At 68.5% G+C, this 12,013-nt stretch carries 13 protein-coding genes and 1 pseudogene; 5 read left to right on the top strand and 9 right to left on the bottom strand.

Annotated features, from left to right (window positions below; all coding sequences use genetic code 11):
• Positions 1 to 105, bottom strand: a 105-nt coding sequence (locus A5781_RS25180) for an MmpS family transport accessory protein (RefSeq protein ID WP_255360834.1), incomplete at its 3' end; no start/stop codon positions are given.
• 548 nt (positions 106 to 653) lie between these two features.
• Between A5781_RS25180 and A5781_RS18365 the strand changes: the two genes are divergently transcribed.
• On the top strand, positions 654 to 872 hold the full coding sequence (locus A5781_RS18365; protein WP_067209498.1) for a ferric uptake regulation protein: 219 nt from the start codon (positions 654 to 656) through the stop codon (positions 870 to 872).
• A gap of 111 nt (positions 873 to 983) precedes the next feature.
• Here the strand turns inward: A5781_RS18365 and regX are convergent, their stop codons facing one another.
• The 6 genes from regX to A5781_RS18335 form a co-directional block, all read right to left on the bottom strand.
• Positions 984 to 1,667 carry a two-component sensory transduction protein RegX gene (gene regX, locus A5781_RS18360; RefSeq protein ID WP_007167631.1) on the bottom strand — a complete coding sequence of 228 codons (684 nt, stop codon included), beginning with the start codon at positions 1,665 to 1,667 and terminating at the stop codon, positions 984 to 986.
• Positions 1,668 to 1,716: 49 nt separating this feature from the next.
• Positions 1,717 to 2,931: a cell wall metabolism sensor histidine kinase WalK gene (locus tag A5781_RS18355; RefSeq protein ID WP_156622570.1), complete on the bottom strand. Its 1,215-nt coding sequence runs from the start codon at positions 2,929 to 2,931 to the stop codon at positions 1,717 to 1,719.
• Between the two features lie 153 nt (positions 2,932 to 3,084).
• The gene (locus A5781_RS18350) at positions 3,085 to 3,834 is read right to left on the bottom strand and encodes a phosphoglyceromutase (RefSeq protein ID WP_067209491.1); all 750 of its coding nucleotides are present in this window, start codon (positions 3,832 to 3,834) and stop codon (positions 3,085 to 3,087) included.
• 10 nt (positions 3,835 to 3,844) lie between these two features.
• Complete coding sequence (locus tag A5781_RS18345; RefSeq protein WP_067209488.1) at positions 3,845 to 4,354, bottom strand: YbjN domain-containing protein; 510 nt, start codon at positions 4,352 to 4,354, stop codon at positions 3,845 to 3,847.
• Entirely contained in the window at positions 4,351 to 5,652 is a 1,302-nt protein-coding gene (gene mshA, locus A5781_RS18340; protein WP_231990751.1) for a D-inositol-3-phosphate glycosyltransferase, read from the bottom strand. The genes A5781_RS18345 and mshA overlap by 4 nt, the downstream gene beginning before the upstream one ends.
• 29 nt (positions 5,653 to 5,681) lie before the next feature.
• Positions 5,682 to 6,932 carry an ROK family transcriptional regulator gene (locus A5781_RS18335; RefSeq protein WP_231990752.1) on the bottom strand — a complete coding sequence of 417 codons (1,251 nt, stop codon included), beginning with the start codon at positions 6,930 to 6,932 and terminating at the stop codon, positions 5,682 to 5,684.
• A 243-nt stretch (positions 6,933 to 7,175) separates the two neighbouring features.
• On the opposite strand from A5781_RS18335, the gene A5781_RS18330 reads away from it, so the two are divergent.
• Positions 7,176 to 7,925, top strand: coding sequence for an SDR family NAD(P)-dependent oxidoreductase (locus A5781_RS18330; RefSeq protein WP_067209478.1), 750 nt, complete (start codon positions 7,176 to 7,178; stop codon positions 7,923 to 7,925).
• Here A5781_RS18330 and A5781_RS18325 read toward each other — a convergent pair.
• Both A5781_RS18325 and A5781_RS18320 read right to left on the bottom strand, forming a co-directional pair.
• A complete protein-coding gene (locus A5781_RS18325) occupies positions 7,909 to 9,279 on the bottom strand; it encodes an Ig-like domain-containing protein (RefSeq protein WP_369817756.1) in 1,371 nt (456 codons plus the stop codon). The two genes, A5781_RS18330 and A5781_RS18325, sit on opposite strands and share 17 nt — an antisense overlap.
• 33 nt (positions 9,280 to 9,312) lie before the next feature.
• Positions 9,313 to 10,410 (bottom strand): UDP-N-acetylmuramate dehydrogenase, encoded by a 1,098-nt coding sequence (locus A5781_RS18320; protein WP_067209470.1) that lies wholly within the window; start codon positions 10,408 to 10,410, stop codon positions 9,313 to 9,315.
• A gap of 26 nt (positions 10,411 to 10,436) precedes the next feature.
• On the opposite strand from A5781_RS18320, the gene A5781_RS18315 reads away from it, so the two are divergent.
• From A5781_RS18315 to A5781_RS25675, 3 genes and pseudogenes are all read left to right on the top strand, one after another.
• Complete coding sequence (locus A5781_RS18315; RefSeq protein WP_067209466.1) at positions 10,437 to 10,961, top strand: DUF2505 domain-containing protein; 525 nt, start codon at positions 10,437 to 10,439, stop codon at positions 10,959 to 10,961.
• A 27-nt stretch (positions 10,962 to 10,988) separates the two neighbouring features.
• Complete coding sequence (locus A5781_RS18310; protein WP_067209463.1) at positions 10,989 to 11,819, top strand: carbon-nitrogen hydrolase family protein; 831 nt, start codon at positions 10,989 to 10,991, stop codon at positions 11,817 to 11,819.
• A pseudogene (locus A5781_RS25675) lies at positions 11,816 to 12,013 on the top strand (DUF2993 domain-containing protein); the annotation flags it as partial. The gene A5781_RS18310 and the pseudogene A5781_RS25675, both read left to right, overlap by 4 nt.

The following is a 12,013-nucleotide window of genomic DNA, read 5'->3' as shown; positions in this document are numbered from 1 at the left end:
GCCGGGCCCCGGGAAGACACCGTTGAGGCGGTCCACCGCAACGCCTCCGATCACCGCTGCCACGACCACGACGAGCGCGACCCATCCCCGCTTGAGCAGCGTCAACACCGTTCCCCCCGACCACGATTGCCCGATGGGCCGATGCTAAGGGACTTCATCCGTTCGAGCATTTCGTCGCGTGCGCCACGGCTACCCCAAACGCCATCGCTGCCGAATTAATTCCTGCGGTGGGCCGCCGTGTCGCAACCACGTCACCGCCCGGGCCGTGACCGCGCCGCTCGTCGTACCCCACCTGATCCGTTTGACGCGGCACCGGGGTTTGTCACTCGCGTGTGCACAGCACAACCGCATTGCAAGGCGAAAGACCCTCGGAACGGCAGCTTGCGTCGCGACATGGAAACGTTCTGCCCTGCAGGCTAATTCGCTACGAGGCGCCGATTTACCGCCTATTAACCTGTTGCGCCGTCGATTTCATTGAGATGACCGCGCCGGTCGTGCCGAACTGCGGCGCAGGCGGCAACGGACGACGACTGAGTTAGTTTCAAAAAGTAATTCGCTGACGCAAAGACCTTTGCGTGGAATTGCATAATAGGCGCGTCTCGTCGATCTGAAACCGGCACCGATTTGGGGCCGCGGCGCGTACCCTGACCGATATGGCCACCAAGACCAAGGTCAAGACCTGCGTACATTGCGGCCACACCTTCGATCCAAACGACCGACGGCGCGACCTGTCCGATCCGGGCTGGCTTCCGGCCGCGTCAATCTATTGTTCGCATGAATGCAGTGACCGGTTCCATTGCGACATGGCGCATTGCTGCTCCACCCACGCGAAAGAGAAGGGCCGTCGCGAAGGCGCCAGGGCCGCGCGATAATCGGCGCTTCCACCCATCAACGCGCTCATCATTTCGTGCGCTCTGACGGCTCGGTGCCGACTGAATTACCGGGGAGCGCCGAAACGACCACCCGCATTTCGAGCCGAAAAGCTAGCCCTCGAGCTTGTAGCCCAGCCCTCGCACGGTCACCAGGTGGACCGGGTTGGCCGGGTCGGCTTCGATCTTGGACCGCAACCGCTTGACGTGGACGTCGAGCGTCTTGGTGTCGCCGACGTAATCGGCGCCCCACACCCGGTCGATCAACTGTCCGCGCGTCAGCACCCGACCGCTGTTGCGCATCAGGTACTCCAGCAAGTCAAACTCCTTGAGCGGCAACGTGATCGTGTCGCCGTTGACGGAGACGACGTGCCGCTCGACGTCCATCCGTACCGGTCCGGACTCGAGCACACCGTCGCTGATTTCGGAATCGTCGTCACCGCCGCGGCGGAGCACCGCGCGGATCCGGGCGATCAGCTCGCGCGCGGAATACGGCTTGGTCACATAGTCATCGGCGCCCAGCTCTAACCCGACGACCTTGTCGATCTCGCTGTCCCGCGCGGTCACCATGATCACCGGCACGCTCGAGCGAGCGCGCAGCTGCTTGCACACATCGGTCCCCGACATGCCCGGCAGCATCAGATCGAGCAGCACGATGTCGGCGCCCCCACGATCGAACTCGGCCAGCGCGGCTTGTCCATCGGTGACGACCGTGGCCTCGAAGCCCTCCTTGCGCAACAGGAATGCCAGCGGATCGGCCAGCGACTCCTCGTCTTCCACAATCAGCACACTGGTCATGCGCGCCACTCCTTGTCATCGCGATGCTCTGCATCGTCGTAAGCGCGGGTCATCGACTTAGTTCTTCCTCTCGTTGTGACCTGTTGGGCCGCACTTCGCGACCCTGCGGTTGCTCGGGTTGTTCGTCATTGTCCGTGTAGGCCGGAATCGACAGCGTGAATGTCGATCCGGTCCCCGGCTTGCTCCACACGCCGATGCTGCCGTTGTGGTTGGCCGCGACATGTTTGACGATGGCCAGGCCCAGCCCGCTGCCGCCAGTAGCGCGCGAGCGTGCCTTGTCCCCCCGGAAAAACCGCTCGAAGACCCGCTCCTGGTCTTCCAAAGCGATCCCGATGCCACGGTCGGTGACGGCGATCTCGATGTTGTCGCCGCGGCGCCGGCGGCTGATCGAGACCGGCGAACCGGGTGGCGAATAGGCGATCGCGTTGGACACCAGGTTGGCCAGCGCGGTGACCAGAAGCGTTTCGTCGCCCAGCACCCGCAAGCCGCTGGGCGCATCGGTGCGAATCTCGATATGCGCGTTGTCGGCGGCCACCTTGTGGCGTGAAATCGCCTCGGACACAACGGTATCCACGTCCACCTCGGTGACGTTGGGCAACCGCTCCGCGCCCTGCAGCCGGGACAGCTCGATCAGCTCGGCGACCATGTCCCCCAGCCGGTTGGCCTCGACGAGCACCTTCTCGGCAAAGCGGCGAACGGTTTCGGGATCGTCGGCGGACGCCAACAGGGCCTCGGCGAGCAGGGCCATGGCGCCAACCGGGGTCTTCAGCTCGTGGCTGACGTTGGCCACGAAGTCACGCCTGGTCGCCTCCATGCGCGCATAGTCGGACTGGTCGTGGGCGAACACCACGGCGAACCGGCGGTCCTCTTCGCTGAGCAGCCGGGCCTGCCCGTGCACCGAGAGCCCGGACCGGCCCGCCGCCCGTTTGGCCGGCCGCAGGTCGAATTCGGCGTCGACCCCGCTCAGCGCCTGCTGGGCCGCCTCCCACGCCTGGTCGTCAAGTTGCCGGTCGCGCACCAGGCCCAGTTCCCTGGCCCGGTCGTTGAGGTAGACGACGTCGCGGTGGGAATCCACCACCGCGACTGCAAGCGGCATCAGCGCGACGATGCGTTGCAGCATCTGCGCGACGGTGATCCCGGTCCATTCGGTGCTCGCCCGCTGCCGGCGAGCTTTCGGCGACAGCCGCGTCCCGGCTGCTACCCCTATGGCCAGCCCCAGCACGGACAAGACCCCGGCCAGCAACAGCGCCGAGAACACAGTCACATAGCAAATCCTACAAATCTTCCTGAACGCCGCCCTAGCGGAACGAGGCCAAAATCGGACAAGTCACACTTTGCGCTTCAGGTGTTCCACTCCCGTTAACGCGATGTTCGGCAAACAGGCCTTTAAAACTCGCAATTGCCCCGCGGCCCGGCGTTACCCGCGCCCCTGGCTGGCAACCGCCGCCGCACCCGCGGCGGCCGCCTCCGGGTCCAGGTAGGTGCCGCCCGGCACGACCGGCCGCAGGTCGGCGTCCAGGTCGTAGCGCAGCGGAACCCCGGTCGGGATGTTGAGCCCGACGACGTCGTCGTCGGACATCTGGTCGAGGTACTTGACCAGGGCCCGCAGCGAGTTGCCGTGCGCGACGATCAACACCGTCTTGCCGCTGCGCAGGTCCGGGACGATGACGTCGGTGAAGTACGGCAGGAACCGGACCACCACGTCGGCCAGGCATTCGGTCAACGGGCCGCCGCCGATGTTGGCGTACCGGGGGTCGGTGTCCTGGCTGAACCGGCTGCCCTTCTCGATCGGCGGCGGCGGCGTGTCGTAGCTGCGCCGCCAGGCCATGAACTGCTCGTCGCCGTACCGGGCCTTGGTCTCGGCCTTGTCCAGCCCCTGCAGCGCGCCGTAGTGCCGTTCGTTGAGCCGCCAGCTGCGCCGCACCGGGATCCACAGCCGGTCGACGGCGTCCAGCGTCAGGTGCGCGGTGGTGATCGCGCGGCGCAGCAGCGAGGTGTAGAGCACGTCGGGCAACAGGTTCTGTTCGGCCAGCAGCTCCCCGCTGCGCACCGCCTCGGCCCGGCCCTTCTCGGTCAGCCCGACGTCCACCCAACCGGTGAACAGGTTCAGGGCATTCCAGTCGCTCTCGCCGTGGCGCAGCAGCACCAGCGTGGCAGTGTCTCCCATGCCGGTTAGCTTATTCGTCGTCTTCGTCGATCAGGTGAGCGAACGCCTCGAGGTTCTTGAGCGATTCGCCGCGGGACACCCGCCACTCCCATTCTTTCTGTATCGACGAGCGAAAACCCAACTCCAGCAACGTATTAAAGTCCGAATCCACCGCTTCGAGCACCTGCCCGAGCACCCGGTCGATCTCGTCGGCGTCCACTGACGCCAGCGACATGCGGCCCACCAGGTAGATGTCGCCGACCTTGTCCAGCGTGTAGGCCACCCCGTAGAGGCGGCGGTTCCGCTTGAGCAGGAAGCGGTAGACGCCCTCGTGGTTCTCGTCGGGTTTGCGGCACACGAACGCCTCGATGCGCACCGAATGCTCGCCGACGCTCAAAATGGTGTTGGTCTTGAGTTTGCGCTCGCCGGGCAGCTCCACCAAGAGGCCGGACAGCCCGCCGTGCGCCCCCTCGTGTTTCGAGTACTCCAGACCGCTCGCCTGCAGCGCGTCCTCGATCACCTGCTCCACAGTGGACGTCATGCGCCCACCCCACTTCGCTCGGCGGTGTACGCGCGGATCGCGCGCCGATAGCTGGCCAGCAGCGCGTCGGTGGTGTTCTCCCAGGAGAACGTGGCCGCGTGCTCGGCGGCCGCGCGGCTCATCGCCTCGGCCTGTGGCGCGCGCAGCCGCAGCACCCGATCCAGGGCGTGGGCCCACTGATCGACGTCGTGGCCGGACACCAGCGTGCCGGTGACCCCGTCGCGCACGGCCACCGGCAGACCGCCGACCGCAGCGGCCACCACCGGCGTGCCACACGCCTGCGCCTCGACGGCTACCAGGCCGAACGACTCCGAATAGCTGGGCACGGCGACCAGGCTGGCGGCCTGGAACAAGGTGGCCAGGTCGTTGCGGGACTGCGGGGGCAGGAAGGTCACCCGGGCCGCGATGCCGAGCTCGTCGGCCAGTCGCCGCAGCCCGTCCGGGGAGGCCATGCCGCTGCCCGACGGCCCGCCCGCCACCACGATGCGCACGCCCGGCAATTTCGCAGCGGCGCGCAGCACGATATCGGGCGCCTTCAGCGGCTGGATCCGCCCGACGAACGCCACCACGTCTTCGTCGAGCGGCAACCCCAGCGCGGCCCGGGCCGCCCGGCGGTCGCCCGGGCGGAACATCTCGAGATCCACTCCCGGGTGGACGACGTCGATGCGCGCCGGGTCGGCGCGGTGGATGGAGATCAGTTGCCCGGCTTCATCGTCGGTGTTGACGATCAGGCGGTCGGCCTCGTCGACGACCTGCTGCTCACCGACGGTGCGCAGCGGCGGCTCGGGCGCGTCACCCGCGGCCAGGGCCGCGTTCTTGACCGCGGCGAGCGTGTGCGCGGTGTGCACCAGCGGCACCGCCCAGCGGTCGCGGGCCAGCCAGCCGACCTGGCCGGACAGCCAATAGTGCGAGTGCACGATGTCGTAGTAACCCGGTTCGTGCGACGCTTCCGCGCGCAGCACCCCGGCGGCAAACGCGCACAGCTGGGTGGGCAGGTCGTATTTGTCCAGGCCCTCGAACGGCCCCGCTACCACGTTGCGCACCAGCACGCCGGGCGCGACCCGCGCGACGGGCGGGTCGGCGGACGCGGTGGCCCTGGTGAAGATCTCCACCTCGATGCCCCGCCGCGCCAGGTGCAGCGCGGTCTGCAGCACATAGACGTTCATGCCCCCGGCGTCGCCGGTGCCCGGCTGGGCCAATGGTGAGGTGTGCACCGCCAACACTGCGACGCGGCGCGGTTTCAGCCGGAATACGTCATCGTGCCGCACTCTGTCATCTTTACAGGACGTTCCGCTCACCAGCCCAACGCCCAGGACATGGCTTCGCGCTAAGCGGAAGACTCGTCGACGGCGACGTCGCGCAGCCGCGGATTCAGCGCCCCGGCCCGCCGCATCGCCCCGAGCGGATCGGCGTACAGCCCGCCCAGCGACACAGTCCCCGCGCCCGCCTCCTGGACCCGGTTGCCGAAGACGGTGACGCGGATATCGCGCGGCGGCAACACCGAGCGCTCGGCGAAGGCCGCCTCCACGTGTTCCATCGCCTCCGGGTACTCGGTGAAAGCCTGGCCGCCGACGACCAGTTCGTCGGGATTGAGCATGTCGCGCAGCAACGCGACCGCCCCCCCGAGCACCCGGCCGCGCTCGTTCAGCAGTTCTTTGGCCTGCTCGTTGCCGGCCCGGGCCAGCCTCAGCAGGTCGGCGATGCCGGCGGCCGGCGCGTTGGGCCGGCCCGGGGAAGCGAACGGCAGGACCCGCAGCCTGCGGGCGGCGGCCAGTACCGCCTCGTCGCTGACGGTGGATTCCAGTTGGCCGGTGCCGCCCAGCAGCTCGGAGTGGGCGGGCAGCGTCGCGATGGTGCCGGGGCCGCTGGCCGGGCAGTGCACCCGTCCGCCGATCACCAGCGCGTAGCCCACGGTCTCGCGGGCGTAGACGTAGAGACTGGTGGGCGAGCTGGGCAGGAATCGCCGCATGCCGAGCAGCAGCTCGGCCCCGGCCATGGCGTCGACGTGCGAGGCCACCGACACGGGCAGTCCCAGCGCGTCGGCCAGCACCGGGCCGACCGGCGCCTGCCGCCAACCGAGCCGGGGGTGGTCGACGTGACCGGTGGCGTTGTCGACGGTGCCGCCGATCGCGACGCCGACCCACAGTGGGCGGCGCCGATGCCAACGCCGCAGGTAACGAGCGGCGCTCTCGGCCAGCGAAGCCAGCGCGGGTCCGGCCGGGCTGAGCGGTGTCGGAGTCTCGACGGTGTCGAGCGTGCGACCGAACAGGTCGGTGGCCACGATGCTGGTGGTCCGGGCGCCGATGTGGATGCCCAGCGTCACGAACGGTTCGTGGTTGACTTCGACCGGCACGCGTGGCCGTCCGATCGCTCCGGAGACGGCCAGGTCGGCGCGTTCCCGCAGCAACCCGGCCTCGAGCAGGGCGATGACTTGGCGGTTGACCGTCGCAATGCTCAGCGAGGTAACGCCGGCGATGACGTCACGCCCGACGGGGCCGCGCAATCGGACGGCCCGGAACACCGAGGCCGCCGCCGAGTCGGCGATGTGCAGTGCCGGCGGCACGATTTGACGACGCACCGACCGGTGGCCCTGGTAGCTGGCACGGGTGGGCGAACGATGAGGCTGGGTGAGGGTATTCGAGCGCACGAGCGTCCTTTGTCCGATTTTTGTTGGCCGTCACTGGCCACGCCTGAAAAAGTCAGGAGCGGCAAAGTGCGCGACAACAACACGCACCCGCCGCGCGAAGACACGCGGTGGTGGTGCTGGACAGGGCGCTGAGGTGCACCAAGAAAATTTAGCACGCTCACTAAGGTTGTTTCTATGGTTGGAAATGTCAGGAATGAACGGGTCGCGGTCGTCACGGGCGCCAGCTCGGGAATCGGCGAGGCCACGGCCCAGACCCTCGCTGCGCAGGGCTTCCACGTGGTCGCGGTGGCGCGCAGGGCGGAGCGGATCAACGCCCTGGCACGGGAGATCGGCGGAACCGCGATTGTGGCTGACGTCACAGACGACGCGGCGGTCGCCGCTCTGGCCGACGAACTGGCCCGGGTGGACGTGCTGGTCAACAACGCCGGCGGCGCCCGCGGGCTGGCACCGGTCGCCGATTCAGACTTCGAGCATTGGCGGTGGATGTGGGAGACCAACGTGATGGGTACGCTGCGGGTCACCCGAGCGCTGCTGCCCAAGCTCATCGACTCCGGTGACGGCCTGATCGTCACGGTGACTTCGGTTGCCGCACTTGAGGTTTACGACGGCGGCGCCGGGTACACGGCGGCCAAACACGCCCAGGGAGCGCTGCACCGCACGCTGCGCGGCGAGCTGCTGGGTAAGCCGGTGCGGCTGACCGAGATCGCGCCCGGCGCAGTCGAGACCGAGTTTTCGCTGGTTCGCTTCGACGGCGATCAACAACGCGCCGACGCCGTCTACACCGGCCTCACACCGCTGGTTGCCGCCGACGTCGCCGAGGTGATCGGCTTCGTGGCCTCGCGGCCGCCCCACGTCGACCTCGACCTGATCGTCATGAAGCCGCGCGACCAGGCGTCGGCCACCCGGTTCAACCGCCGGGGCTAGTCGCCGGGCTGGACGAGGTGGTCGTCGTCGGCGTGCCGGACAGGGTCGGTGCGGTCGACGGCGTGACCGGTGCGGTCACCGGAATCTGAGTGGACGGCGGGTGCGCGGTGGCAGGCGGGAGCGCCGACATGGCGACCCAGGTGTCCCAGTCGACGGCCCAGTCCCAGAGGTCACCGTCGGAGTAGGACAGCTGGATCGAGCTCCCGGTCACCTCGACCGGGTCGCCGTACATCGCCGACTGGAAGTACTGCTCCGCGTCGCCGGTCGACAGGTTGATGCAGCCGTTGGTGACGTTGGTGTTGCCCTGCGCGCCGGCGCTCGACGGGTTGGCATGGATGAACTCGCCATTGTTGGAGATCCGCACCGCCCAACGTTCGTGCACATGGCTGTAGCCGGCGGCCGGGTTGGACATGTAGAAGTCGGCGTACTTCTCGGTGACCACGTGGATGCCGTTTCGGGTGACGTTGCGCGCCTTGTCGGCCTCGCCATAGCTGCACGGGAAGTCCATGATGACGCCTTCGTCCCTGACCACCTGAATGCGGTGCGACGTGACCTCGGCCTTAACCACCTGCCGGCGGCCGATCTGGAAGTTCAGTGAGATGTCCTCGGCCCCGTACGCGCTGTCGCCGAACGGCAGGCCGTACAACTTGGCGTCGACGTTGACGGTCGTGCCCGCGGGGTAGTACTCGCGCGTGCGCCAGTGCACCCGGGCGCCCTGCGCCTCGTCGGGCAGCCACGCCCAGCTGCCCTCGACGGGCGGATTCGTGGTGACGGTCAGCGCCTTCTCGACGGCGGCCTTGTCGGAGATCGGCGCATCGAACTGGATGATGATCGGCGCCGCCACCCCGACGGTCTGGCCGTCGGCCAACTGGAAGGCCCCACCGATCTTCTTGGTGGGAGACACCGTGGTGAACTTGCCCTTCACCGGGATCGCCTTGCCGTCGTGCCCGACGGCCGAGCCGCTCCACGTGTAGGTCGCGTCATAGCCCAGCGGCTCGGTGGTGGTGTAGACGGTGCGGTCGGAGTTGAACTTGCCCGCCACGGGCTTGCCCGCGGAATTCGTCAGCGCGACGTGCTGGAACCAGCCGTCGCTGATCTGGACGCTGATCGGCGCGATCGGCACGACGTTTTCGGTCGCATCGGCCGGCTGGAACTTCAGCTGCGGCGCGGGCTGCTCTTTCTTCTCGGCCTGCTTGGCCGTGGTGCCGCCACACGCGGCCAACAGGCTGGGGGCGAAGACCCCCAGTCCGAGGGTCGCCAAAGCCACACGCCGGTTGATCGGCGGCGGGGGGTGCGACGTGCTCACGAAAGTCAAAGATACCGGGCAAAATCCATCAACTCCGCCGCGACAAATCGGGGCCGGGTCGGTCTTCCGAAGGATTCGGAGCTACAGCCTGCAGCCGAGCAGGACAGGCTCGGGTTGCAATGTGACACCAAACACATCACGAACCCCGTCGCGGATGACGCGGGCCAGTGCGATCACCTCGTCGGCGGTGGCGCCGCCGCGGTTGGTCAGCGCCAGCGCGTGCTTGGTGGACAGCCGGCAGCGCGCCGCTGGATCGTCGGGATAACCCTTGGTGAAACCGGCCCGCTCCACCAGCCAGCCCGCCGCCAGCTTGACGCCGTCCTGCGCCGGGTAGTGCGGAACCGCCCCCTGGACGCTCGCGGCCAGCCGCTCGTACACCTCGGGCGCGACCACCGGGTTGGTGAAGAACGACCCCACGCTCCAGGTGTCGTGATCGTCCGGGTCGAGCACCATGCCCTTGCGCCCCCGCAGCGTCAGCACCGCCTCGCGGACCGCCAGCGGATCGGCCCGCTCGCCGCCGCTCAACCCCAACGCGGCGGCCAGTTCGCCGTAGCGCAGCGGCGCACTGCGGCCCGACGAGTTCAGGGCGAACTCGACTTCCAGTACCACCCAAGGAGTTTCGGGCGCGGCCTGCTTGAACACGCTGGTGCGGTAGCCGAAGCCGAGCTCGCCGCCCGGCACCCAGTGCACCTGGCCGCTGCCGCGGTCCAATACCCGGACCCGGGTGATGGTGTCGGAGACTTCCGCACCGTAGGCCCCGACGTTTTGCACCGGGGTGGCCCCGGCCGACCCGGGGATCCCGGACAGGCATTCCAGCCCGCCCAGACCGTGCTCGATGGCACTGACCACGACGTCGTCCCACACCGCGCCCGCCTCCGCGCGCACCAGGCCGCCGTCGATGGTGATGGCGCTGTTGGCCAACCGCACGGCGGTCAGGTCGGTCAGGGTATCGGCGATCACCAGGTTGGACCCGCCGGCGAACACCAGCACCGGGGCATGTTCTCCCGCACGGCTTTCGGCATCCAGCTCCCGCACCGCCGCGATCACCTGTTCGGTGCTGGCGCAGGTGATCAGGCGGCGCGCGACCGGCCCCACCCGCAACGTCGTCAGCGGCGCGAGCGACACCGCCTCGGCGACATGCGCGCCGGCGAATGTCGAACCGGCATCGCTGGATTTCATGGCCCGTAACGGTAGCCTCACCTGCTATGCCGCGTTCATTCGACTTGTCGGCCGACTACGACGGCAGCGTTGAAGAGGTGCATCGGGCGTTCACGGACGAGACCTATTGGCGGGCACGGCTGGCCGGGTCCGGTGTTGACCTCGCCACGCTGGAATCGATGCGGGTCGGCGGTGAAACCGGGGACGAAGACACCGTCGAGGTTGTCACCGTGCAGGTGATCCACAGTCACAAGTTGCCGGGGATGGTCACGCAGTTGCACAGCGGCGACCTCCGCATCAGGCGCGAGGAGATCTGGGGACCCGTTGCGGACGGCGCCGCGCAGGGTTCGGTCGCCGGCTCGATATTGGACGCCCCGGTGAATCTGAAGGGCTCCGCCACGCTCTCGACAATCCTGCAGACGGGCGGTGCCCGACTGACCTTCCGGGCCACCGTCCAGGTACGCGTCCCGATCATCGGCGGCAAGCTGGAGAACATCATCGGCACCCGACTGGCCGAGCTGGTGGCGGCGGAGCAGCGGTTCACCACGGAGTGGATCGCGGGAATGGCGTGAGACCGCGTCGAGCCTAAGCTGGCGCTCATGCGAATCGCGTTGGCGCAGATCCTCAGCGGCACCGATCCGGCCGCCAACTTGGACCTGGTGCGCGAGTACAGCGGCCGGGCCGCCGACGCCGGCGCGAAGTTGGTGGTGTTCCCCGAGGCGACCATGTGCCGGTTCGGCGTTCCACTGGCGCCGATCGCCGAGCCGGTCGACGGGCCGTGGGCGGCCGGGGTGCGGGGCATCGCGGCCGACTGCGGCATCACGGTGATTGCCGGCATGTTCACCCCGGCCGGGGACGGACGGGTGAAGAACACACTGATCGCGGCCGGTCCGGGCAGTCCCAACGAGCCGGACACGCATTACGACAAGATCCACCTCTACGACGCCTTCGGCTTCACCGAGTCACGCACCGTCGCACCCGGCCGCGAGCCGGTGGTGATCACGGTCGCCGGCGTGCGGGTGGGGCTGACCGTCTGCTACGACATCCGCTTCCCGGCCCTGTACACCGAGCTGGCCCGCCGCGGCGCCCAGCTGATCGCCGTCTGCGCATCGTGGGGCGCGGGGCCCGGCAAGCTCGACCAGTGGACGCTCTTGGCGCGGGCCCGCGCGCTCGATTCGATGAGCTACGTCGCCGCTGCCGGCCAGGCCGACCCGGGCGAGTCCCTGACCGGGTCGGGCGCGCCCACCGGGGTGGGCGGCAGCCTGGTGGCCTCCCCGTTCGGCGAGGTCGTCGCGTCCGCCGGCTCCGCACCGCAGTTGGTGCTTGCCGACATCGACGTCGATCGGGTCGCCAAGGCTCGCGAGAGCATCGCGGTGCTGCGCAACCACTCAGATTTTGCTCAGCTCGATAGTGCAGAATCAGTCGGGTGACGAACCCACAGGGACCACCGAACTCCGACCCGTCGACGTGGGGCCGTCCGGCCAACCAAGGCCCCTTCGGCCAGCCCCCCACCGAGCGGCCGACCGAGCGGATCAACACCGGCGGCCCGGCCCCCGCGCCGCCGCCTCCCGCCGCAGGTCCGCCGCCGGGTCAGACCGAACGGATCCTGTCTCTTATACACATC

Source organism: Mycobacterium sp. 852002-30065_SCH5024008 (assembly GCF_001665645.1).
GTDB classification, from domain to species: domain Bacteria; phylum Actinomycetota; class Actinomycetes; order Mycobacteriales; family Mycobacteriaceae; genus Mycobacterium; species Mycobacterium paraffinicum.
This window is presented reverse-complemented; position numbering and strand designations above follow the sequence as displayed.